We start from the raw sequence: 22,890 nt of genomic DNA on the forward strand, positions 1-22,890 counted from the left end.
ATGGCGGAACAATCGAATTCATTAAAACAATTAGCGCTTCAAAAGTTTAAGAAAAACTTTTGGGGCGTTTTTTGCTTCGTTTATATTATTATAGTTGGTTTGGTGTCGGTGTTTGCTTATGTTTTAGCACCCGATAATTCACAGTATGCCAATCAAATGCATTTAGCAATACATTCTAAAAAGCCAGGGTTTAGTGTAAACATGCTCACTATTCCTTCAGAAATAAATGTGAAGCAAAATGTTTTCGATAAATTGTTCTTTGGAAAAATGAATGCCAGTACCGAAGTGCCTATTTCAAATTATAAAATTGAAAATGAAAACTTATTTTATACTGAATATACTTCCGATGGTTTATTGGGATCAGAAAAAAAACTCGATTTAAACGTATTTCCCGATAAATCTATAGAAGATTTTATAGAAGATAAAACCTTTCTTCTTGGAACAGACAAATATGGTCGCGATTTATTAAGTCGTGTTCTTGTAGGTGCTAGAATTTCATTTTTTATTGGTTTTGTTGCCGTGTTTATATCTTTAGTTATTGGCATTTTTATGGGAAGTCTGGCTGGATATTTTGGAGGTAAGGTAGATGCTGCCATAATGTGGATTATAAATGTAACTTGGTCTATACCAACCTTGCTTTTAGTAATAGCCATTACTTTAGCCTTAGGAAAAGGCTTTTGGCAAGTATTTATTGCTGTTGGATTAACCATGTGGGTCGAAGTTGCTCGTGTAGTACGCGGACAAATTATTTCCGTTAAAGAAATGCAATATGTTACCGCTGCTAAAGCTTTGGGCTACAATCATTTTAGAATTATAACTAAACATATTTTGCCTAACATTATGGCCCCGGTTATCGTAATATCGGCAGCTAATTTTGCGTCGGCTATTTTAATAGAAAGTGGCTTAAGCTTTTTAGGTATTGGTGCACAACCGCCTATGTCTAGTTGGGGCGCCATGATTAAAGACCACTACAATTATATAATTTTAGGTAAACCTTATTTAGCCGTTATTCCAGGACTTTGTATTATGAGTTTGGTTATGGCTTTTATGCTTATAGGTAATGCATTTCGCGACGCCTTAGATGTTAAAGCATAATATTAAGGTTCGATTATTACTTTTTATAGCTTAAAATATCAACCTTTTTTATTTCGTTAGTTTTTGCTTTTAATTCATTGTTTTTCTTGAGCATTTTAATAATATCGGTACCAACAAAAACCGGTGTTTGCTCAACCTTTTCTCCTGTGCAAGACGTTATTTGTTTTTTTAAATCGGCATTGTTTAAAACTAATTGTTTTATATCGGATTCGTTTTCTGAAAGCTGGTTGGTTAAATCGGTTATGGTTTTATCTACTTCTGTTTTGTATCTATTTAAAGAATCCTTTAAACGTTGAGCATTTTTATCATTTGTTTTAATAGTCACACCCATAATATTTAGTTCGGATGTGTTGTTAGAATCTTTTTTGAACTGATTTTTAAAAAGAAAAAGTGCAATAAGAGTAACTAGTGCCCAAATAAGGGTTTTATAAGGAAAATTAGATTTGTTTGACATGATATAAATATTTTAGATTTTATTGGAGTTAAATTTGTTTGTGCAATAGGTTAATACCTCAAAAATAGAAATATTTTTAAGTTATTAAGTCGTTGCTATTAATATTTGCAGGCACTAGAGTTTTTGGTCTTCTATCGATTTTTTATCATTTTTTTATCGTGAATATCATTTACATTGGCTGGGAGACCAATATATTCTGTATTGTTGGGGAATTGAAGCGTGATTAAATCGTTTTGTTCTAACCCGATAGTTTCTTCTTTGTTTTCAGATGGCGTTGTAAAAAATTCGATATGGTTTTTTAGTTTATATTTTTAATGAAGTATTTCGGAAACTTTAAAGTTTATATTTTAATAGAAATTGGCTTAAGCTTTTTAGGTATTGGTGCACAGCATCCTACTTCTAGTTGGGCCCCTTAGATTAAAGACCACCGTAATTATATAATTTTAGGTAAACTATTTAGCCGTTATTCCGAGACTTTGTATTATGAGCTTGGTTATGGCTTTTATGCTTATAGGTAAGGCATTTTGTGACGCTTTGTGTTAAAAATTAATAACTTTTATTAAAAGCAATACTTTTAAAAAAAAGCACATAAATTATAATTTATGTGCTTTTTTGCCAATATAAAATACTGTTCTAATTCATTTTAGGGTCCGATCTTAAAACCCCAGAATTGGTGTGTACATTTCCAACTTCTGTAATAACAGCTCCTTCTGGACCCGCCATTTGCCAATGAGACGATTCAACTTCTTTTAAATAAGCAAAATCACCTTCATTAGCTTCAATAATATGATTTGTATTTACTTTACCGTCCCAATGGTCTTTTGGAACAATAACTTCTGGAAATTTATCACGATTGTTTTCGCCAACACCCACTATATAACTTTTACCATGTCTTACAAGCCAACCTTCCAATTTAGCAGGATTACCATCCGCTGCAAAATGTTGGTGTTCTCCAAGCATTTGCCCTGGTAATAAAAAGATATCCATAAGCATATATTGGTCTTTTTCATTATTAACAAACATTACAGAAGCTAAACCTAATTTAGCGTAATTGCCCTTATTATAATCTGTTAGCCATATTTTTTCTCTTAAACCATCAAAAATTGGGTAGTTGTGGTATTCTAACATTTCAATTAATGCATCTTTAGCTTTCTCTTGCAGAAAGTTACCTTCACTATCGTAAAATTGATCGTTAGTAAATTTTAATTCTTTGTTTTCTTGTTTTAAAGCAATTTCTTGTGCAAGAACTTCAGTTTTGTTGGGTTTTTTAGTTTTGTTAGCACAGCTATTTAATAGCATGGTGGTGGCTAAAATTGAAGTTAAGAATACTTTTTTCATACAAGTTAAATTTTTAAGTGTACTCCAAAAGTAGTATTCAATAATTTGTTTTGTAAACTTTTTCTGTTATAATTTTTTTAAAGTTTTTGTATGGTTTTAAGGTACAGGATCGTAACCGGAGCCACCCCAAGGATGGCAACGCGATATTCGTTTTATAGCGAGCCAACTTCCTTTAAATAAACCGTGTTTTTTTAACGCTTTTACAATGTAATGAGAGCAAGTGGGCTGAAACCTGCAAGTAGCAGGAGTTAAAGGCGAAATAAAAACTTGATAAACCTTTATTAAGAACAAAAACGGTGCAATAAGTAGTTTTTTCATACTTTTTCAACCTCTAATAATTTCAGGTTCTAAGTGTATTTAGTTTGTGCGATTCCGAAACTAGTTCAGAATGATTAGCAAAGCTCTAATTTACAGAAAAGGTGGTGCCGTCTTTACCATCTTTTAATTGAATACCTGCCGATGCTAATTCATCACGAATTTTATCAGATAATGCAAAATCTTTATTTGCTCTAGCTTCTTGTCGCAATTTTATTAAAACATCTACAGCTGCCGCAAGTTTATCGGTTCCAGCATTAGTTTCACTTTCATTTAAAAGCCCTAAAACATCAAAAACAAAAGCATTTATACTTGTTTTCAAGGTGTTTAAATCTGCCTCGTTTAATGTTTGACTTCCTTCTTTTACTTGATTAATAATTTTAGCAGCTTCAAATAAATTCGCGATTAAAATGGGCGTATTAAAATCGTCGTTCATAGCATCATAACATTTTTGAAGCCATTCGTTAATGTTAACTGATGATGTTTTTGAAGCTTCAAGCTTCGATAAAAGTGAAAGGGCTTCCATTAAACGATTGTAACCTTTTTCGCTAGCTTTTAAGCCTTCATCGGTTAAATCTAAAACACTACGATAAGATGACTGTGCCATAAAAAACCTTATAACACTTGGAGAGTAAGCTTTACTCATTTTATCGTTATTACCCGAAAGTAATTCGTGCGGATTAATTGTGTTTCCTGTACTTTTAGACATGCGTTGGCCGTTAAGCTCCAACATATTAGCGTGCATCCAATAGTTAACCGGCGATTTTCCTAAAGCGGCTTCATTTTGTGCAATTTCACATTCGTGATGCGGGAATTTTAAATCCATTCCGCCACCGTGAATATCGAAGGTTTCTCCCAAATATTTTGTGCTCATGGCTGTACACTCTAGGTGCCAACCAGGGAAACCATCGCCCCAAGGCGAAGGCCATCGCATAATGTGTTCTGGTTCGGCTTTTTTCCAAAGGGCAAAATCTTGTGGGTTTTTCTTGTCACTTTGTCCATCTAAAGTACGTGTATTGTGAATTAAATCTTCTAACTTACGTCTGCTAAGCTTTCCGTATTCGTTAGATTCATCAAATTTATGAACATCAAAATAAACCGAACCATTTACCTCATAGGCAAATCCGTTGTCAATAATTTTACCAATTAATTCAATTTGCTCAATAATATGACCCGTTGCTGTAGGCTCGATACTTGGAGGCAAAAAGTTTAACGTGTTTAAAATATTATGAAAATCTACGGTGTAGCGCTGTACCACTTCCATAGGTTCAATTTGTTCTAAACGTGCTTTTTTAGTTATTTTATCTTCACCAACATCGGCGTCGTTTTCTAAGTGACCTGCATCTGTAATATTTCGAACATAACGTACTTTATAACCCAAGTGTTTTAGGTAACGAAAAATAACATCAAAAGACATAAATGTACGCACATTACCAAGGTGTACATTGCTATAAACTGTAGGACCACAAACGTACATGCCAACATAGCCTTCGTTTATTGGTTTAAAAACTTCTTTTTGTCCTGTTATAGAATTGTATATTTTAATTTGGTTATGTTGGTACAGTTGCATTGTATTTTGTGGTTTGTTGATAAGGTATTTGTTTTAGTTTTTTAAACTCAAATACGCTTTTTGGAACATATTAAAATTTAGTGTCTAATTGAATGTAATCTAAAAACTCACGACGTATGGTTTTGTCTTTAAATTTTCCGCCAAATTCTGAGGTCACCGTACTGCTTTCAATATCTCGAATACCTCTAGAATTTACGCATAAATGTTTTGCATCAATTACACATGCCACATCTTGGGTATTTAAAACTTCTTGTAATTCTTTTACAATTTGAATAGTTAAACGCTCTTGCACCTGCGGACGCTTTGCGTAATAATCTACAATACGATTCATTTTAGATAACCCAACAACGGTGCCGTTTGAAATATAGGCAATATGCGCTCTACCTACAATTGGTAATAAATGGTGTTCGCAAGTAGAGTATAAGGTGATGTTTTTTTCTACTAACATTTCACCGTACTTATATTTATTGTCGAAAGTTGATGCGCTAGGTTTTTTCTTAGGGTCTAAGCCGCCAAAAATTTCTTTTACAAACATTTTGGCTACTCTATTTGGCGTGCCATTAAGGCTATCGTCTGTTAAATCAAGACCAAGAGTTTCCATTATATGACGCACATCGTCCTTAATAATTTCAATTTTTTCTTCGTTTGAAAGCTCGAAAGCATCTAAACGAAGTGGTGTGTTTGATGAAGTTCCAATGTGGTCTTCTCCTAAAGCGTCATGTTCGTCGATATTATTGTCAATTTTCATCAGGTGTAATTTTAGTTTGCAAAGATAAACATTTCCGTTTTTTTGAATTTATTCTTAACAAACAATTATTGTAATAATATTATAAATGTTATTTATAAGTTGTTTCACATAAAAAAAACCTGAATTAATTAAAATTCAGGTTTTTTATTTTTAGTTTTCTTTTTTTAAAGATTGAATGCTAATGTTAAAGTTAGATTCGAATTTTTTCTATCAATTGAAGCGGTGTCAATTAATCCTGTACTATATAAAGGTGTTAAGTACGAACGCTCTGCTTGATCGTAGGTTAAATCGAGTTTAGTGTTACCAAAACTAATACCAAGCCCGAGTGAGAAACCTTCCAAATCGCCAACAGTTTCACCGTCTTCATAAGGACTTTCTTCAAAACGGTAACCACCTCTAAAACTAAATTGCTTATGTTTTAATTCGCCACCGAGCTTATAAGTAGAAGCACTTGTAAAAGTGTTTGCAATTAATTCGTTTTGTTGTTGGTAATATGCGTCTTCAGTTGGCCCAAATTCCATTTTTCCATAATCTTTATTAGAGTAATCGAAACTAATTAAGCCACGATTTCCAAAAACATAAGCCAAACTACCCGACACTTTCGATGGTGTTTTAAGCTTGTATCGTGGGTAAACGTTTACCACGTCTGGAAAAATTTCAATAAAACCATTGCTGCCATCTGTAGCAATGTATTGTGTGGTTTCTTCGTCGATGGTGTACCACGTAGGGGAATCGTAAGTTGCACCAATGCGCAGATTAGGGGTTAATTTATAAATACCACCAACTTGAAACGAAAAACCATTACCTTGAGTTCTAAGTGAGTTTTCGAATTCAATATAATCAATTGTTGAAGCGGTATTAAAATTGTTTTCAAATAGCAAGGTGGTTCGTTCGTAATCAATAAAATGTGAGTTTAGGTTTATGCCTAAATATAAATCATCTTCATATTGCGTAGCAAAGTTGAACGAAATTTTACCATTGTAACCTGTTGCAAAATAAGAGTAATCGTGCATAAAGTTACCTGGAGCAACATTAGAATAATATCTGGTGTTAGCATCGTTGGTAATATCTTCTGGCTCTATAATAAAAGACTCATATCCCAAAAAAGCTTGTTGGTTTGCAAAGCCAAAATTATTGCCAATATATTGATAAGCTTCAGAAAAGCTTTCATCATCAAATTTTTTAATTTCATCTAGTCTTAATCCGTCGGCATGAAGGAAAAAATAACCTGCAATCGAGTTTGCAGGAGACAATACTTCGTTTGTGCCGTTATCAACAAAAACATCATCATTAGTATTTGTCCCAAAAGCGGTCCAGTTATTACTAAAATCGTTGGTTTTGTCGTAAGCAATAGAAAAAGCTAGTTTTTTCCACGGCGAGTTATTTCTGCTTTCAAAAACAAAAGCAGCTCCTCCTTGATTAACATCGAAGGTAGAATTATTTGTTTTAACATCGTTTCCAAAATAATTGGTGGTGTTTTTTGTGTCTAAATTTGATACAGTAAAAGACACATAACTTCGATTAAAAACAGCGGAACTAGCTGGGTTTATACTTACGGCACTTAAATCGCCTCCTAATGCTCCAAAAGCTCCACTTAAAGCTCTAAAGCGCGCACTTCCTTGAATTTCGCTTTGCGAATAACGTAATGCGTCTGTTATTTCTTGGCCGTAACTAAACGCCATAGAAAGCACAGCTATGGCTAGTAAACTTATCTTTTTCATATATTTTTTTCTAATTTTTTAATAATCTTAACCGCGTCTTCTGCTGCTTCCAGATGAAGATCTGCTAGAACTTCCAGACGATCTACTAGAGCTTCCCGATGATCTCACGCTTGAACTAGATGACCTAGAGGTTGAACCCGATGAGTAACTTCTTGAAGGTGTTGATGTTTGTGAAGACGATCGTCGGCTATACGAACTGTTTGAACTAGTTCCGGAGCGATTAACTGTACTGGAACTTCTTCTTACAGTTGAAGATGATCTTGAAGTAGAATTAGATACAGGTGTTCTGGTTGTTCTACTAACCGTTGTCGATCCGGTAGCGTTTCTTGAAGCCGAAACATTATTACTGTTTATACTGCTACGTCTTGTTGTAGTATTGTATTTTGATGTTGATGTTCTAGAAGTTGCAGAACTTCTTCTGCTTGTAGCATTTACATTATTATTGGCATAGCTACCTCTTCGAGTTGCACTATACGATGCTCTGTTTGCATATCTGTTATTGTAATATCTATTAGAATTGAAGAAAGCACGATTATTACCATAATACCATGAGTTATAGCCCCAACCACCATAAAAATACGGATTGTTATAACCATAAGCCCAATTATTCCAACCCCAGTTATTCCAGCCATAATTCCATCTTGGGTTCCAAGCCCAACGGTTATATCTCCAGTCGTTCCAACCCCAGGTATTCCACCCAAAACCAGCATTCCAACCCCAGTTGTTCCATCCCCAGTTATTCCAGCCGTTGTCTATATAATTAATGGTAACACTTTCGTTTACTTGTCCCCAACCAGCATAACCTTGGTAATTATTAGCAATACTATCATTTTCAACAAAATTGTCGTTTTCATAAGTATCTATATCGGTGAAAATTTCACCGTTGGCGTATAAACCTTCCGATTCAATTGATTTTGTTTTAAAATAATTCTCATAATAGTTGCTATTTCCACTTGGGTTATCTTCAGGAACTTCAACAATAGCCTCTTCGTATTGCGTGTGCGTATTAGTGTTTCCGTATATACCATCGTTATCTCCTCCAACGTATTGGTAGGAACCGCACGAAACTAATGCAAATAATAAACCAAATAGGCTTATTTTTGATAGATTCGCAAATATGTATTTCTTAAACTGCATAACTCTTTCTTTTTTATTGTTGAACATCACAAAAATAGTTAGTTTTGCTGAACTATTTTTTTATTTAACATAGTCACAATATTTGTGCCAAAATATAGATATGAGTAAAAAACTTACCAGTAGAGCAGAAGATTATTCAAAATGGTATAACGAGTTGGTTGTAAAAGCCGATTTAGCGGAGAATTCGGCCGTAAGAGGATGTATGGTAATTAAACCATATGGCTACGCCATTTGGGAAAAAATGCAGGCAGAATTAGATAAAAAGTTTAAAGAAACAGGGCACCAAAACGCCTATTTTCCTTTGTTTGTACCAAAAAGCTTGTTTGAAGCCGAAGAAAAAAACGCAGAAGGATTCGCAAAAGAGTGTGCTGTGGTAACTCATTACAGACTGCAAAACGATCCAGATAAACCAGGTAAGCTACGTGTAGACCCTAATGCTAAGCTTGAAGAAGAATTAGTTGTTAGACCAACAAGTGAAGCCATTATTTGGAATACTTACAGGAATTGGATTCAGTCGTATCGCGATTTACCAATTCTTGTTAACCAATGGGCCAATGTGGTGCGTTGGGAAATGCGTACACGTTTGTTTTTACGAACAGCAGAGTTTTTATGGCAAGAAGGGCATACCGCTCATGCTACTAAAGCAGAAGCGATTGCTGAAGCAGAACAAATGAATAATGTGTATGCCAATTTTGTTGAAAATTTTATGGCTATCCCGGTTATTCAAGGTTTAAAAACAGAAAGCGAACGTTTTGCTGGAGCCGAAGAAACATATTGTATTGAAGCTTTAATGCAAGATGGTAAAGCTTTGCAAGCAGGAACATCACACTTTTTAGGACAAAATTTTGCCAAAGCTTTCGATGTTAAGTTTGCTAATAAAGAAGGAAAACAAGATTATGTTTGGGCTACATCTTGGGGCGTTTCAACACGCTTAATGGGAGCTTTAATAATGACGCATAGTGATGATAATGGGTTGGTTTTACCACCAAACCTTGCACCAAACCAAGTGGTTATTGTTCCTATATATAAAAGTGAAGAACAACTTACTGCTATTACAGAAGTTGTAAATAGTATTGTTAACAATTTAAGAGCTAAAAACATTTCGGTTAAATTCGATAACAGAGATACACTTCGTCCAGGCGCTAAATTTGCGCAGCATGAATTACAAGGTGTACCTTTAAGAATAGCGATAGGAGCAAGGGATCTAGAAAATGGAACTGTGGAGCTTGCTCGTAGAGATACTTTAACAAAGGAAGTTGTTACTTTAGATGGTTTAATAGATAAAGTACAGGGTTTAATGACCGAAATACAAGAATCCTTATTTAATAAAGCTTTAGATTTTAGAAATACACATATTACTAAAGTAGATTCTTTCGAAGAATTTAAAACTGTATTAGAGACTAAAACAGGATTTATCTCAGCACATTGGGATGGCACTGCCGAAACCGAAAATAAAATAAAAGAACTTACAAAGGCAACAATTAGATGCATTCCTTTAGAAAATGATTCTGAATCAGGAGTTTGTGTTTATACTGGAGCACCTTCAAAAGGGAGGGTTTTATTTGCTAAAGCATACTAGAATAATTTTTTTTTAAAAAAAATGAAAAAAGTGTTGTAGCATTTAAAAAGAGTTGTATATTTGCATCCGCAATCACGAATTGCTTTGTTCATTAAATAATGAAATAACCTAAATGGCCCGTTCGTCTATCGGCTAGGACGCCAGGTTTTCATCCTGGTAAGAGGGGTTCGATTCCCCTACGGGCTACAATTTTTTTAAATAAAAATATTAATAAAAGAAATGGCAAATCATAAGTCAGCATTAAAAAGAATTAGAAGTAACGAAGCGAAAAGAGTGTTAAATAAATACCAACACAAAACGACTCGTAATGCTATTAAAAAGTTACGTGAATTAACAGATAAAAAAGAGGCTGAGGCTTTATTTCCTTCTGTAGTTTCTATGTTAGATAAATTAGCGAAGAAAAATGTAATTCATTCTAACAAGGCGGCTAACCTTAAGTCAGGTTTAGCTAAGCATGTAGCTTCTTTATAAAAAATAAAGATTATCAATATTTAAGCCTTTCAATTTTTTGAAAGGCTTTTTTTTTGCACAAAATTTAAACCCTTGGAGGTTGCATTTTTTTTGATTCCTCTAGAATCTATTTTTCTTCTCCGTTTTTGCCAAGTACAAAACCTTCAGTAGCATTTCGAAATATTTAGGCATTATTCATTTAAAAATTAAAAAATATATTAATCCTTGGTGAATCATTTTAATTTAGATTGCATTTGTATGTTAACTGTTTAAAATGTTTACTATGTTTTTATTTCTTTTTATATTATTGCAAGTATTTAAAAACTAAACTTTATATATATGCCGGCTAACATTACTTATTTGTTAAAAATAGTAGATCATTTTTTTAATCAATTTTTAAACAAACATGTATTAATAAGCTTTTTTTTAGTCGCTATTATTTCTTCTTGTAAAACAGAAACTAAAAATACTCCCGAAATATCGTTAATCGACTATAAAATAGAATCTGGTTTTAATATTCAAGTAGTTGCTTCCGAACCTTTTTTAGACGCGCCAGTTGCTTTAGATTTTGATGATGCTGGACGCATGTGGACAGTAGAAATGAATGGTTATATGCAAAATTTGGAAGGGACAGGAGACGACGAACCGAATGGGGTTATCTCAATTTTAGAGGACACAAATAACGATGGCATTGTAGATAAAAAGAAGGTTTTTATTGATAGTTTGGTTTTACCACGAGCAATTGCTCATGTTTATAACGGCTTACTTTATGCCGAACCGCCTAATTTATGGTTTGTTGAGATTGAAAACGATAAGCCTAAAAATAAAGTTTTAGTGGATTCTTTATATGCCGATGGCGGTAATGTAGAGCACCAGCCTAACGGATTATTAATGAATATTGATAACTGGATTTATAACGCAAAATCTCACTTTCGATACCAAAGAAAAGATGGTGTATGGTTAAAAGAACCAACTGCCTTTAGAGGGCAATGGGGAATTACAAAGGATAATTTTGGTAGGTTGTTTTATAACACTAACAATATGCAACTGCTTGGAGATTATGTATTGCCAAACACCGCAATTGAGAACAGATATTTTAAGCCAAAAGCGGTTTTAGGTCAGTCATTAACCCCTAATCAAAAAGTATATCCCTTGCACCCAACCTTGGTAAATAGAGGGTATGTAAAAGGCGTTTTAAATTCAGATAGTTTGTTGGTTAATGTTACATCGGCATGTGGCCCATTAATTTACAGAGGTAATCAATTTCCTGATAGCTACTTTGAGAATGCCTTTATTTGCGTACCAGAAGCCAACTTAATAAAAAGAAATATTGTTAATTTTAGTAATGTTAAATTATCAGCTAATCAAGCTATTGAAAATGTTGAATTTTTAGCAGCTACAGATCCGAGCTTCAGACCTGTTAACATCAATAACGGTCCAGATGGAAATCTTTACGTAGTAGATATGCATCGTGGGGTTATTCAAGATAAAGCCTTTATGACTCCGTATTTACATAAAGCTTTATCTGAGAGCGGGTTAGATACTATTTTAAAAAAGGGGCGGATTTTAAAAGTAACGCATAATAATTCAACTAAAAATTATAAACCTATTAAGTTTAGCTCTTTAAATATATTTGAGTTAGTTGAATTATTAAAACACGATAATGGTTGGGTAAGAGACAAAGCGCAGCAAAAACTAATATTAAGAAGTAGCGAAGAAGCCATTGCACCTTTATTGCGGTTAATTAATAGTGAAACTGTAAACGAAATTACTAAAATTCATGCTTTACACACGTTAAATGGTATGTCTCGCTTAACTTTTAACGATTTATTGAAGTTATTAAATAGCGAAGATCATTTTAAAGTAAAATGTCACGCTATAGTTTTAGCCAAACAATTTGCAACTAAAGAAAATACAATAACTTTCTATAAGACTTTAAATAAACTTATTGAAGTAAACAATCCAGAATTAGACTTATACATTTTAAGTTCGTTAAATAATTGGGCTACATTTAATAATTCTGAATTTTTTAATCTAATTGATGCTTTATCTAAACGTTACGTTGATAATGACATCTATCAAGAAGCAGCGCTTAATAGTTTAGCAACTTTTGAAACAGATTATTTAAAGCGTTTAGAAAAAAGTAATACGAATGAAGATTCTTCAATAACAAGAAACTTACAAAACACCATAAACAATAAAAGTTTAAATAAGCAAAATTCTATTTATGTTAATAACAATGTTGTAACAGATTCTAGAACTTCCGGGTATCGCATTTTTAAACAACTTTGTGCAACTTGTCATGGTATTGATGGGGAAGGTGTAGAGAGTTTAGCACCGCCATTAATTCATTCGGAATACGTTTCTGGTTCCTCTAAAAAATTAGCATTGGTTTTGCTTCATGGGTTAACAGGACCAATACATGTAAATAAAAAACGATTCGATTTAAATATAACCATGCCTGGTTTAGGTAACAATAGTGATTTTACTAATAAAGATATTCTCGATGTTATTAGGTATATAAAAAATGCTTTTTCGGAGAGTAATACCAAATTAACTGAAAAAGATATTGAAAACCTTAGAAAAGTATTACCATCATCTGGAAGTGTATTTACCGAAGAAGAATTACTTAAATTAAAACTATAGCGATTCATTTTTTGGTTACAATTTGTTAAAGATTGTTTCATTTACAAAATGAATATTATAAAATTAGTGTTGTATATAAGTTAGTCAATAAAATTTAATAAGAAACATCCATCTTAAAGGATAAAATTCTACTAAAAAATCTGTACTTTTAGTTAAGCTAAATATGCTATATGAAGTAGCTATTAAAACGCTGTTTTAAAACTTAATTATACATTATATGAATCAAAACGGTCCTGAAGTAGAACGATTATCGGTTCCTGATACTTATAGAAATTGGAAAAAATGGGGGCCTTATTTAGCCGACAGACAATGGGGAACTGTACGAGAAGATTATAGTGAGCACGGTACTTCTTGGGAATTTATAGATCACGATAAGGCAAGAAGTAACGCCTTTCGTTGGGGAGAAGAGGGCATCGCAGGATTTTGCGACTCTAGAGAAATTCTATGTTTAGCAACCGCTTTTTGGAATGGAAAAGATCCTATTTTAAAGGAACGCTTATTTGGTTTAACCAACAATCAAGGAAATCATGGTGAAGATGTAAAGGAACTTTATTTTCATTTAGCTTCTTCGCCATCGCATGCTTATTGTAAATACTTGTATAAATACACCCAAAACGAATTTCCATATAGCGATTTAGTTTCTGGTAATCACAGAAGTCGAGATGAGTTTGAATATGAGCTTTTAGATACTGGAGCTTTTAAAAATAACGACTATTTCGATTGTTATATTGAGTATGCAAAAGCCGATATTAACGATATTTTAATGAAAGTTACCGTGGTAAACCGAGGCGATAAAACTGCCGATATCCACGTATTACCTCATTTGTGGTTTCGAAACTTTTGGAAACACAATAAACGACATACGCGCCCAACCATTAAATCGATAAATGATACAAGTGCCTATTCACGTAGTACTAGAAATGGACGTTATTATTTTTATCATGAAGGCGGTGAACAATTATTTTGTGAAAACGAAACTAATAATCGACGAATTTATAATATTCCAAATGATGTCGATTATGTAAAAGATGGCATAAACGAACATGTCGTTAACGGTAAAAATACCGTAAACCCTGAAAAAAATGGATCTAAATTCGCGGCTTGGTTTAAATTAAGTTTAAATCCTGGCGAAGCCAAAACGATTAGAGTTAGGTTAAGTAAAGATAAAAATGAAAGCCCTTGGGACGACTACGACGATATTTTCCATAAAAGAATATACGAATGTGAGACGTTTTATAACCAAACCCTAAAAAATGACTTACCAACTGCACATAAAGAAATAGCTAAAAGTGCTTTTGCAGGTTTACTTTGGACGAAACAGTTTTATTATTACGATGTACATAAGTGGTTGTTTGGTGGGCCAAATGAAGCTAAGCCAAACCGAACTAATTTACGTAATTTAAGTTGGCAACATCTTACAAATAGGCATGTAATTTCAATGCCAGATAAATGGGAATACCCCTGGTATGCTGCCTGGGATTTAGCGTTTCATATGGCATCTTTTGTTGAAGTCGACCCGTATTTCGCGAAAGAACAACTTTTGCTGGTTTTAAAAGAAAATTACATGCATCCTAACGGACAAATTCCTGCTTACGAATGGAATTTTAGCGATGTAAATCCTCCAGTACACTCTTGGGCTGTTTGGCATGTTTACGAAAAAGATAAAGCTTGTACAGGTAAAGGTGATATTGAGTTTTTAGAACGCGCTTTTCAAAAATTATTACTCAATTTTACATGGTGGGTAAATCAAAAAGATAAAAATGGAACCGATTTATTTGAAGGCGGATTTTTAGGACTCGATAATATTGGTGTTTTCGATAGAAACCACATGCCACCTGGTATTACAAGAATGCAACAAGCCGACTCAACTAGCTGGATGGCGATGTTTACATTAAATATGTTGCGCATGTCTTTCGAGCTTGCAGACCAAAACAGATCGTACGAAGATGCTGCAGCAAAATTTTTCAGACACTTTTTAAACATTGCTTGGGCAATGCATCATATTGGAGAACGAGATATTTCGTTATGGGACGACGAAGATAATTTTTATTACGATGTAGTCGAAATGCATAATGGAGAGTCTAACCGTTTAAAAGTACGCTCCTTAGTTGGCGTAATACCTATGTTTGCTGCAGAAGTTATGCATAAAGATCTTTTTGAAGAGTTAAAGGATTTTAGGTTTAGAGCTAACGAAATTATAAGAACACGTCCAGATTTAGCCTCGTTAATTTCAAATATAGATGCTCCAAATGAAGGTGGAAACTACTTGTTTTCTATAATGCGAGGATTTAGGCTTGAGCATTTGCTAATTAGGTTGTTAGATGAAAATGAGTTTTTATCAGATTTCGGAATTAGGTCTTTATCTAAATACCATGAAAAGCATCCTTTTGTATTTCAGCATCACGGTCATCATCAAATTCAATACGAACCTGGTGAAAGCCGTTCGAGCATGTTTGGAGGAAACTCGAATTGGCGCGGACCTATTTGGATGCCAATAAATTATATGATTATTCAGTCCTTGCGTAAATATTACAAATTTTACGGCGACGAATATCAATACGAGTTTCCTACAGGCTCAGGTAATAGATTAAATTTAAAGCAAATTGCCAATGAGTTAACCAAACGTTTAATTAAATTGTTTGAAGTTAATTCTAACGGGAAATTTCAATACCATGCAGACGATGCCGAAAATAAATTTGCTAACGACGAGCATTTTAAAAGCTTACATTTATTTTACGAGTTTTTCGATGGCGATACAGGTAAAGGTTTGGGCGCATCGCATCAAACAGGTTGGACTGCCTTAATTGCAAATTTAATTATGGAAATGGATGAATAAAGCGATTATTTACGTAGTTGTTAATTATGTGCGGGCTTTATTTTTATTGGATTTCTTAACCTTAAGAAAAACCCTAATCTATCGAAATATTATATTAAATTATCAGGAGGTGTGAGTTTACTTGGTTTAGTATTAAGATTATTAGACTCTGCAGTTTAATTTTAAGATGGTTAAATAAGCCCGATAAACCTGCAAGTTTATAAATGAATTTTTAAACGCTTTTCAGAAATGAAAGGCGTTTTTTATGTGTTTTAAATGTTATTTTCAAGTTAATTGTTTTAAAAAAATATGAAAGAAGCATATTTATGTTAATTTATTGAGTAGGTTTTACAACACTAACTTGAATATTATGGATACATATGATAAGTTTCATTTTAAACATTTACCAAAATTATTAATAAATACTTCTAAAAATTGGTTGGATAGTAATCCCTTTCAATTAAGTGCTATAGTTGCCTATTATGCCATTTTATCTTTACCAGCACTTCTAGTTTTAATTTTAAATATTGTTGGTAATGTGTGGGGTAAAGAGATTGTACAAGGTGAATTATTAGATGAAATTACCAATTCTATTGGTATTGAAGCGGCAGAATTTGTAAGGAAAATGATGTTAGACAGGGGAGATGAATCGGTTTCTATATTTACAACTATAGTTGGTGTTTTAACCTTGCTTTATGGAGCAACAGGTGTATTTTATCAATTACAAGAGGTTTTTGACAAAATCTGGGAAGTTAAAGTTCAATCTAACTTAAATAGTATTTTACAAACTATATTAGATCGATTGAAGAGTTTTGGATTTATCTTAATCATTGCTTTTCTGCTACTAATTAGTTTTGTTATTACTTCATTAATTAGTGCTTTTAGTAAACGTATTGAAGATTTTTTACCAGAAAACCTTTTTGATTTAGTTTATATTTTTGATTTTATTATTTCGAGTTTATTTATATATGTTTTGTTTGCTGCAATGTTTAAGTATTTACCAAGTAAAAAAATTAAATGGAAAGCTGTTAGGGTAGGAGCAGCACTAACCGCATTGTTGTTTGTGCTAGGTAAGTTTTTATTAGCGTGGTATTTTAAAGAAATGAATCCCGCATCTACTTACGGAGCTGCGGGGTCTGTGGTGTTAATTATGTTATGGGTTTCGTACTCTAGTTTAATTTTATTTTTTGGCGCTAATTTTACAAAAGTGTTTTCTGATAGATATTTGTTAACCTAAAAGCTTTTCGTTTAAAGAATAATCTATGGCTAAATCTATGACATGAACTCCTTTTTCATTTATAACTTTTTCAAAAATACTTTTAAAAGCTTCAATTGAATTAGGTTTATAACCATTAGCTCCAAAACTTTCGGCATATTTTATAAAATCTGGGTTTTTGTATTTTAATCCATAATCTTTAAAACCTTCTTTGTTTTGTTTCCACTCTATCATACCATATGCGCTATCATTTAAAATAATAACAACCAAATCTAAATTTAATCTTACGGCGGTTTCCAATTCCTGAGAGTTCATCATAAAACCACCATCACCATTTATTGAAACTACTTTTTTGCTTGGATGCAATAATTTGGTCATTATAGCCGAAGCAAAACCAGCTCCCATAGTAGCTAAAGCATTATCTAACAATAATGTGTTTAGGCTGTGTGTTGGGTAGTTTCTAGAAAACCATAGTTTATAAATACCATTATCTAAAGTAATAATACCATCTTCTGGTATAATGTTTCGGGCTAATTTAACTAGTTTTTGTGGTAAGATAGGGAAACGATTATCGTCTTCATAAGGTTGGTTTTCTTCAATAATTTTATTTTTTATATCTAAAAAATATTCATTTTTAGTTTTTAAGTCATTTTTTAAAACTTTGGTTAGTTCTGTTACTGTTGTAGCAATATCTCCTATTAAATTTAAATGCGGAAAATAAACCTCGTTAATTTCGGCTTCAAAAAAATTGATGTGTATAACTTTTGTATCATCATTATGGCTCATTACAAAAGGTGGTTTCTCTATAGTATCATGGCCTACATTAATAATTAAATCGGCATAATCTATAGCTTTATGCACTATGTCGTTTGCGCTTAAGGCGGCTGTACCTATGTATAAATCATTTCGTTCATCAATAATACCTTTAGCCATTTGTGTGTTTATAAAAGGTATTTTTAAAGTGTTTACCAATTTAGTTAATGCGTTACAACATCTTTTTCTATTAGCATCTGCACCTATAAGTAAAAGTGGATGTTTTGCGTTTAAAATGAGTTGTTTCGCATCGCTTAAATTGTCATAATTTACTGTTGGAATTTTATTGGATATGACATCAAAAATTGTAAAATCTTTCACATCTTCTTTAGCAACATCTTCAGGAATTTCTAAATGCACAACTCCTGGACGTTCTTCTTCAGATTTTCTAAAAAGCTCTCGAATTGTAGATGTTGCATTTTCACCGTAGGTTAATTGTTTGGATGTTTTTGTTAGTGGTTGAAGCATTTTTACAACATCTATTATTTGAAAATTACCTTGTTTTCTGTCTTTTAAAGGTTTTTGGCCTGTAAGCATTAGCATAGGCATTGCTCCCAATTGGGCATATGCTGCTGGATTAAATAAATTTAATGCACCAGGGCCTAAAGTTGCCATACATACACCGGCTTTTCCAGTTAAGCGACCATAGGTTGCAGCCATATACCCGGCACCTTGTTCATGCCTTACTGTAATCATTTTAATTTGGTCAGATTTTCTAATGGATTCTAAAAGGTCTAAATTTTCTTCTCCTGGTAATCCAAAAATATATTCTACACCTTCGTTTTCTAAGGCTTTAACTATTAAATCCGATGTTTTCATAACGTTTTCCTTTTTTACTTAAACTACAAATAATAAGCTTGTTAGCTCTTATGTTTTTATATAAATAAACGTTAAGGTTTTAGTAAATATGTTATAGTTTGTTAAGTAGTTGGCTATTAAATAATATGGTGTTAGTTTATATGGAGATTTTAAGTTTAATAAAAATTGAAATAGAAAAATGATAAAACCAAGAGAGAAAACACCAGATTTGAAAATTAATTTAGTAAACGGAAGTACATGGGAGTTAAGTGATCAAAATCCAGATAATTTTACACTAGTTTTATTTTATCGTGGAAAACATTGTCCAGTTTGTAAAATGCAACTTGAAGAGTTAGAGAATAAATTATCTGAATTTAAAGAAAGAGGAATTAACGTACTTGCTGTAAGCGCAAATACTGAAGATTTAGCAAAAGAAACATACGAAGAGTGGAATATTAAAAACATTCCGTTGGGGTATGGCTTACCAATAGAAGAAGCAAGAGCGTGGGGACTTTTTATTTCGGAAGCTATTTCAGACAAAGAACCTGAGCATTTTTTTGAACCAGGTTTGTTTTTAATTGATAAAGACCAAAAAGTTTACTGGGAATCTATACAATCGATGCCTTTTGGTAGGCCAAGTTTTAAAGATGTAATTAATGGAATTGATTATATTTTAAAGCAAGGCTACCCTGCTAGAGGTGAAGCTTAATTGTGTAAAACAAAAAACTCTCAATTTTATTGAGAGTTTTTTGTTAAAATAAATCGTTTAAAACTTTTACAAGCCTAATTCCTGCAATTTGTAATTGTTTTCTAACGGTTGTAAAATTGTTATAAGAATATCTGTATCTTAAATTCTCATTAAGTTCTGCAGACTTGTATACTAGTTTAGCTAATTCGTGGGTTTCGTTTACCCAATCAACAACAGAGCCTTCTTGTAATTTTTTAATATCAGTTTTGTTTAATAATTCTGCATTATCAGCCAGTTCATCATAACTCATATTAAATTCTTCAATCATGTCAGAATCCCAAACACGGTGAAGGTTCGAGTCTTTATAATGCCATTGCACCTTAATATCGTTACCACCTTTATCTTCCTTTAATCCAACATGCATTGGCTGGTGTAAATCGCCAACTAAATGTATTAATAGTTTTAGGTAAAAAGCTTTATCGCTATTACTAGAGTTTTCATCTTTAATTACAGAAATACATGTATTTATTCCTGTTACTAAATCGCCTTCAGGATTTTTAATAGCTGTTTCGTAGCTTTCTTCAAAGGGCATGTTAATATAATGCCAAGAATAAAATTTATTATATTTTTTATCAGACTTAATTTCATCTGCATAAGTAGATACAAATGCAAGTGATTGATTTTTTAAAAGTTTGTTTATTTTTCGTTTAGCTTTTCTAGAAAGATGTTTTTCTGCAATTTCTCCAACAACTCGATGTCCTGTAGGCCCCCAAAACTCGTTATAAGCCAAAGATTGTTTTGGTATTAACAGTGTAAATAATAAGCTGATAGTTATTAAGTATTTCATAAATTATATTTTATGCTAATTTATAAATATATGTATTATAACAGCGGGTTAATTATTGTATTTAAAGAAGTTTTAACGAACGCTTTTTTTATTTTTTTTGTAAAAAATGTGACTATTTAAATAAAAGTGTTTCAAATACAGACAACTAGCACACACATAAAAACCTTATGTAATAAAATAGAAGGTAATTATTTTTATGAAGTGCGAACAAATAGTTTATGGAAGACTCTTATAACCCAGATGAAAAACCTTTAAAAAAAGTACCAGAGGATTTAAAACCCAAGGTTATGGAAGATATTGAATCAGCAAATCAATTAATGGATATTTTAAATAAGTTTCCTAATAAAGTGGCCGATATATTTAATGTTCTTAGAGGTAAAAAAAATACTTAATAATTGTCTTTTCCTGTATTACCAAATTCGCAAACAAATTTCAAAAACACTTAAATTGAGTTTTTTCTTACTTTTAAAATGTGATTTAATCGATTTTATTTGTTTTTAATCGATTTTAATAAGCTTGTTCTTTATAAAACTTCGAACTGTTCTTCAATCTATAATATTGGCATATCATTAACCGAAAACCAATTAATTTTGAAAGACGAAGCCATTATCTCAAGAATTTTAGATTTAAACGAAACACATTATTTTGAAACTATTTACGATAGATATTCAACTCATATTTATAATAAATGTTTCTCTTTTGTAAAGAATGAAGCTGAGGCAAAAGATTTAACTCAAGATATTTTTTTAAAGTTATATTTAAAATTATCTAGTTTTCAAGGGAGATCAAAGTTTTCAACTTGGGTTTATTCATTCACTTATAATTATTGTATAAACTATGTAAATAGAAGTGCAAAAAGAAAATATGAAATGCGATTAAATGAGGATTTCGATTTAGAAAATGTTGGAGAAGCCATAGATGCAACTTTAACTAAACAAGTACAGGCAGAAGAACAGCTTATAAAAGCAATGGAACAATTGCCTGTTAAAGACAAAATGATTTTAGAATTAAAATATTTGCAAAAGCTTAGTGTAAAAGATATTGAAACGAAATTAAACTTAGGGTCTAGTGCCGTTAAAATGAGAATAAAAAGAGCTAAAGAACGCTTAGCAGATACTTATGCAACAGTGGCTTAAGTAAAATTATTTTAAGTGTTTTTTGATGCTTTCTAGAAGTTTATGTTTATCAAAAGGTTTTACCAAAACATCATTAATGCCATTTTTCTTATAGCGCTTTATATCGTCTTTATAGCCTTGTGTAGATAAAACAATAATTGGTGTTTTTTTGTATTCTTTTGATAGACTTCTAATAGAAGCAGATAAATTAGAGGCAGAATACCCTTGAATAGTATTTGATAGAAGTATTAAATCGACCTTTTGGTCTACTAGATTAGGAATAACTGCTTCACCATCAGAAATTATATTAATGAAAAATAAACCTGTAGATGCCAAAATTTTTAAAATCGATAATTGAATTATCTCAGAATCCTCTACTAATAAAATGTTATATTTTTGTTTCAATTCTGGAAGCTGGTTATTTAATAGTGCTTCTTTTTGATCTTGAGTATAGTTTGATGCTTTAAAGCTAACATTGAATATAAAAGTAGATCCTTTATCTATTTTACTTTCAACTTTAATATTTCCTTGCATTTCAGAAATTAGGTATTTTACAATAGCTAATCCTAAGCCAACGCCTGTTTGTTCTTCACCTGTTTCAATTTTTGTAAACCTATCAAAAATAGATTTTAGGTTTTCTTCTGCTATACCACAACCAGTGTCTTCAACTTCAAAATGTAAATTAACTTTGTTTGCCCTAGTGTGGTTATGCGAAACTTTAATGTGTATATGTCCTTTGCTTGTATAGTTTAAAGCATTGGTTAATAAGTTTGCTAAAATTTGTTTTAATCTATATTGATCGCCCTCAACAAAAGTTGGTACTTTTTCTCCTATTTCTAATTTAAAAGATAACCCCTTTTTGCTTGCTAAGTAGTTATAAATAACTTCAATATTTTTTAGCAATTCTTTTAAATTAAAGACTTTACTAACCAAAATTAGTTTGCCAGATTCAATTTTGCTTATATCTAAAATGTCTTCAATTCGCTGTTTTAAATCTTTATTTGCCGATTGAATTATTTCTAGATAATTTTTTTGTTCGTCGTTTAAGTTGCTGTTTATTAATAAATCGCTAAATATTGTTGATGCTGTTATTGGGTTACGTAACTGGTGACTAAAATTGGCTATAAAATTATTTTTAAAAGTTTCTTTTTCAAGCAAATATTCGTTTTTAAGTACAAGAATTTGTGAGTTTATTATAGATTCGTTTCTGGTTTGTGCTGTAAGTTGGTAATTGTTGTAATGCTTGGTTAGGTTTTCAATAATTACCAAGTTATTGTTGTTGTGGGTTTTTAATGTAACATCAACAACTAAAGGTTCTTGATTATTAAAATCTAGATTTATACACGAAAACTCAAAACTTTCGTTTGTAGTTGGAAGTAAATGCGTTAATATTTCGAAAAAAGGATGAATATCTTGAATTTTTTCGCCAATTATTGTTGGTAAAATAGGTTGATCTTGTTCTAAAACAATACCTAAATCGTCAACTAAAATGTATTGAAAATTGTTTTTGTGATATTTATCTTTTAATTCTTGAAGCATTTAGTT

19 protein-coding genes, 1 tRNA gene and 1 pseudogene are annotated in these 22,890 nt (G+C 32.0%); 11 read left to right on the forward strand and 10 right to left on the reverse strand.

The genetic code is table 11. The annotated features are described in order from the left end of the window. Positions 1 to 1,095: an ABC transporter permease gene (locus LG651_RS08145; protein WP_226695645.1), complete on the forward strand. Its 1,095-nt coding sequence runs from the start codon at positions 1 to 3 to the stop codon at positions 1,093 to 1,095. A 16-nt stretch (positions 1,096 to 1,111) separates the two neighbouring features. Here the strand turns inward: LG651_RS08145 and LG651_RS08150 are convergent, their stop codons facing one another. After that, the gene (locus LG651_RS08150) at positions 1,112 to 1,549 is read right to left on the reverse strand and encodes a hypothetical protein (RefSeq protein WP_226695646.1); all 438 of its coding nucleotides are present in this window, start codon (positions 1,547 to 1,549) and stop codon (positions 1,112 to 1,114) included. A 329-nt stretch (positions 1,550 to 1,878) separates the two neighbouring features. On the opposite strand from LG651_RS08150, the pseudogene LG651_RS08155 reads away from it, so the two are divergent. Further along, positions 1,879 to 2,092 (forward strand): annotated as a pseudogene (locus tag LG651_RS08155) (ABC transporter permease); the annotation flags it as partial. A 90-nt stretch (positions 2,093 to 2,182) separates the two neighbouring features. On the opposite strand, the gene LG651_RS08160 reads toward LG651_RS08155, so the two are convergent. The 6 genes from LG651_RS08160 to LG651_RS08185 all read right to left on the reverse strand — a co-directional run bounded on the left by LG651_RS08160 (position 2,183) and on the right by LG651_RS08185 (position 8,378). Continuing rightward, on the reverse strand, positions 2,183 to 2,887 hold the full coding sequence (locus LG651_RS08160; protein ID WP_226695647.1) for a cupin domain-containing protein: 705 nt from the start codon (positions 2,885 to 2,887) through the stop codon (positions 2,183 to 2,185). 96 nt (positions 2,888 to 2,983) lie between these two features. After that, positions 2,984 to 3,205 (reverse strand): membrane protein insertion efficiency factor YidD, encoded by a 222-nt coding sequence (gene yidD / locus LG651_RS08165; protein ID WP_226695648.1) that lies wholly within the window; start codon positions 3,203 to 3,205, stop codon positions 2,984 to 2,986. An 85-nt stretch (positions 3,206 to 3,290) separates the two neighbouring features. Continuing rightward, positions 3,291 to 4,772, reverse strand: coding sequence for a cysteine--tRNA ligase (cysS, locus tag LG651_RS08170; RefSeq protein WP_226695649.1), 1,482 nt, complete (start codon positions 4,770 to 4,772; stop codon positions 3,291 to 3,293). 70 nt (positions 4,773 to 4,842) lie between these two features. Beyond that, positions 4,843 to 5,520 carry a GTP cyclohydrolase I FolE gene (gene folE / locus LG651_RS08175; RefSeq protein ID WP_226695650.1) on the reverse strand — a complete coding sequence of 226 codons (678 nt, stop codon included), beginning with the start codon at positions 5,518 to 5,520 and terminating at the stop codon, positions 4,843 to 4,845. 164 nt (positions 5,521 to 5,684) lie between these two features. Further along, a complete protein-coding gene (locus tag LG651_RS08180) occupies positions 5,685 to 7,241 on the reverse strand; it encodes an OmpP1/FadL family transporter (protein WP_226695651.1) in 1,557 nt (518 codons plus the stop codon). Positions 7,242 to 7,268: 27 nt separating this feature from the next. After that, entirely contained in the window at positions 7,269 to 8,378 is a 1,110-nt protein-coding gene (locus LG651_RS08185; RefSeq protein ID WP_226695652.1) for a hypothetical protein, read from the reverse strand. A gap of 100 nt (positions 8,379 to 8,478) precedes the next feature. Here LG651_RS08185 and proS point away from each other — a divergent pair, with 100 nt between their 5' ends. The 6 genes from proS (at position 8,479) to LG651_RS08215 (ending at position 17,105) form a co-directional block, all read left to right on the forward strand. Then, positions 8,479 to 9,957 (forward strand): proline--tRNA ligase, encoded by a 1,479-nt coding sequence (gene proS / locus LG651_RS08190; RefSeq protein WP_226695653.1) that lies wholly within the window; start codon positions 8,479 to 8,481, stop codon positions 9,955 to 9,957. Positions 9,958 to 10,071: 114 nt separating this feature from the next. Beyond that, positions 10,072 to 10,143 (forward strand) — tRNA-Glu (locus LG651_RS08195). Positions 10,144 to 10,176: 33 nt separating this feature from the next. Further along, complete coding sequence (gene rpsT / locus LG651_RS08200) at positions 10,177 to 10,428, forward strand: 30S ribosomal protein S20 (RefSeq protein ID WP_226695654.1); 252 nt, start codon at positions 10,177 to 10,179, stop codon at positions 10,426 to 10,428. Positions 10,429 to 10,746: 318 nt separating this feature from the next. Beyond that, positions 10,747 to 13,053: a DUF7133 domain-containing protein gene (locus LG651_RS08205; protein WP_226695655.1), complete on the forward strand. Its 2,307-nt coding sequence runs from the start codon at positions 10,747 to 10,749 to the stop codon at positions 13,051 to 13,053. Positions 13,054 to 13,270: 217 nt separating this feature from the next. Then, positions 13,271 to 15,889, forward strand: a complete 2,619-nt coding sequence (locus LG651_RS08210) for an MGH1-like glycoside hydrolase domain-containing protein (RefSeq protein WP_226695656.1) — start codon at positions 13,271 to 13,273, stop codon at positions 15,887 to 15,889. Between the two features lie 349 nt (positions 15,890 to 16,238). After that, positions 16,239 to 17,105, forward strand: coding sequence for a YihY/virulence factor BrkB family protein (locus LG651_RS08215; protein ID WP_226695657.1), 867 nt, complete (start codon positions 16,239 to 16,241; stop codon positions 17,103 to 17,105). Here LG651_RS08215 and LG651_RS08220 read toward each other — a convergent pair. Continuing rightward, on the reverse strand, positions 17,097 to 18,716 hold the full coding sequence (locus LG651_RS08220) for an acetolactate synthase large subunit (protein ID WP_226695658.1): 1,620 nt from the start codon (positions 18,714 to 18,716) through the stop codon (positions 17,097 to 17,099). The two genes, LG651_RS08215 and LG651_RS08220, sit on opposite strands and share 9 nt — an antisense overlap. Positions 18,717 to 18,894: 178 nt before the next feature. Between LG651_RS08220 and LG651_RS08225 the strand changes: the two genes are divergently transcribed. Next, the gene (locus tag LG651_RS08225; protein WP_226695659.1) at positions 18,895 to 19,404 is read left to right on the forward strand and encodes a peroxiredoxin-like family protein; all 510 of its coding nucleotides are present in this window, start codon (positions 18,895 to 18,897) and stop codon (positions 19,402 to 19,404) included. 43 nt (positions 19,405 to 19,447) lie between these two features. On the opposite strand, the gene LG651_RS08230 is transcribed toward LG651_RS08225, so the two are convergent. Then, positions 19,448 to 20,230 carry a S1/P1 nuclease gene (locus tag LG651_RS08230; protein ID WP_226695660.1) on the reverse strand — a complete coding sequence of 261 codons (783 nt, stop codon included), beginning with the start codon at positions 20,228 to 20,230 and terminating at the stop codon, positions 19,448 to 19,450. A gap of 218 nt (positions 20,231 to 20,448) precedes the next feature. On the opposite strand from LG651_RS08230, the gene LG651_RS08235 reads away from it, so the two are divergent. Then, positions 20,449 to 20,622 carry a hypothetical protein gene (locus tag LG651_RS08235; RefSeq protein WP_226695661.1) on the forward strand — a complete coding sequence of 58 codons (174 nt, stop codon included), beginning with the start codon at positions 20,449 to 20,451 and terminating at the stop codon, positions 20,620 to 20,622. 198 nt (positions 20,623 to 20,820) lie between these two features. Continuing rightward, positions 20,821 to 21,366 (forward strand): RNA polymerase sigma factor, encoded by a 546-nt coding sequence (locus LG651_RS08240; protein ID WP_226695662.1) that lies wholly within the window; start codon positions 20,821 to 20,823, stop codon positions 21,364 to 21,366. 6 nt (positions 21,367 to 21,372) lie between these two features. On the opposite strand, the gene LG651_RS08245 is transcribed toward LG651_RS08240, so the two are convergent. Next, positions 21,373 to 22,884, reverse strand: coding sequence for an ATP-binding response regulator (locus LG651_RS08245; protein WP_226695663.1), 1,512 nt, complete (start codon positions 22,882 to 22,884; stop codon positions 21,373 to 21,375). Between the last annotated feature and the right edge of the window lie 6 nt (positions 22,885 to 22,890).

Origin of the sequence: Neotamlana sargassicola, assembly GCF_020523965.1 — a bacterium.
Classification (GTDB): Bacteria; Bacteroidota; Bacteroidia; order Flavobacteriales; family Flavobacteriaceae; genus Neotamlana; species Neotamlana sargassicola.

Coding starts and splice junctions, on each gene's coding strand:
- LG651_RS08145 (WP_226695645.1), top strand. CDS start 1: ATGGCGGAACAATCGAATTCATTAAAACAATTAGCGCTTCAAAAGTTT.
- LG651_RS08150 (WP_226695646.1), bottom strand. CDS start 1,549: ATGTCAAACAAATCTAATTTTCCTTATAAAACCCTTATTTGGGCACTA.
- LG651_RS08160 (WP_226695647.1), bottom strand. CDS start 2,887: ATGAAAAAAGTATTCTTAACTTCAATTTTAGCCACCACCATGCTATTA.
- yidD (WP_226695648.1), bottom strand. CDS start 3,205: ATGAAAAAACTACTTATTGCACCGTTTTTGTTCTTAATAAAGGTTTAT.
- cysS (WP_226695649.1), bottom strand. CDS start 4,772: ATGCAACTGTACCAACATAACCAAATTAAAATATACAATTCTATAACA.
- folE (WP_226695650.1), bottom strand. CDS start 5,520: ATGAAAATTGACAATAATATCGACGAACATGACGCTTTAGGAGAAGAC.
- LG651_RS08180 (WP_226695651.1), bottom strand. CDS start 7,241: ATGAAAAAGATAAGTTTACTAGCCATAGCTGTGCTTTCTATGGCGTTT.
- LG651_RS08185 (WP_226695652.1), bottom strand. CDS start 8,378: ATGCAGTTTAAGAAATACATATTTGCGAATCTATCAAAAATAAGCCTA.
- proS (WP_226695653.1), top strand. CDS start 8,479: ATGAGTAAAAAACTTACCAGTAGAGCAGAAGATTATTCAAAATGGTAT.
- rpsT (WP_226695654.1), top strand. CDS start 10,177: ATGGCAAATCATAAGTCAGCATTAAAAAGAATTAGAAGTAACGAAGCG.
- LG651_RS08205 (WP_226695655.1), top strand. CDS start 10,747: ATGCCGGCTAACATTACTTATTTGTTAAAAATAGTAGATCATTTTTTT.
- LG651_RS08210 (WP_226695656.1), top strand. CDS start 13,271: ATGAATCAAAACGGTCCTGAAGTAGAACGATTATCGGTTCCTGATACT.
- LG651_RS08215 (WP_226695657.1), top strand. CDS start 16,239: ATGGATACATATGATAAGTTTCATTTTAAACATTTACCAAAATTATTA.
- LG651_RS08220 (WP_226695658.1), bottom strand. CDS start 18,716: ATGAAAACATCGGATTTAATAGTTAAAGCCTTAGAAAACGAAGGTGTA.
- LG651_RS08225 (WP_226695659.1), top strand. CDS start 18,895: ATGATAAAACCAAGAGAGAAAACACCAGATTTGAAAATTAATTTAGTA.
- LG651_RS08230 (WP_226695660.1), bottom strand. CDS start 20,230: ATGAAATACTTAATAACTATCAGCTTATTATTTACACTGTTAATACCA.
- LG651_RS08235 (WP_226695661.1), top strand. CDS start 20,449: ATGGAAGACTCTTATAACCCAGATGAAAAACCTTTAAAAAAAGTACCA.
- LG651_RS08245 (WP_226695663.1), bottom strand. CDS start 22,884: ATGCTTCAAGAATTAAAAGATAAATATCACAAAAACAATTTTCAATAC.